The 297-nt window shown below is 64.3% G+C and carries 1 protein-coding gene; it reads right to left on the bottom strand.

Annotation, left to right across the window (positions count from 1 at the left end; all coding sequences use genetic code 11):
- Positions 1-297 (bottom strand): alpha/beta hydrolase (locus EN859_RS37025; RefSeq protein WP_135913734.1); only part of this gene is annotated, 297 nt, incomplete at both ends.

Below are 297 nucleotides of genomic sequence, written 5' to 3'. Positions count from 1 at the left end.
GCGCGATCATGCCGCCCATCGACATGCCGGCGACATGCGCCTCGCCTATCAGGTGATCGTCGAGCACCCGGATGGCATCGTCCACCATGTCCTCGAACGTATAAGGCGGCTCGCCCGGCGTATATTTGGTCGACAGGCCCGTATCGCGATTGTCGTAGCGGATGACGAAGCGGCCGCGCTCGGCGAGCTGCCGGCAGAAGGCTTCCGGCCACCAGAGCATCGAAGCCATGGCGCCCATGATCAGAAGGATCGCCGGATCGGCTCGAGCGCCAAACGTCTGCGAGACGGTTTCAGGGC

The organism is Mesorhizobium sp. M00.F.Ca.ET.216.01.1.1, from assembly GCF_004010325.2.
In the GTDB taxonomy this organism is placed as follows: Bacteria; Pseudomonadota; Alphaproteobacteria; order Rhizobiales; family Rhizobiaceae; genus Mesorhizobium.
Note: the sequence above shows the minus strand (reverse complement) of the source record. Positions and strands in the feature narration are given on the sequence as shown.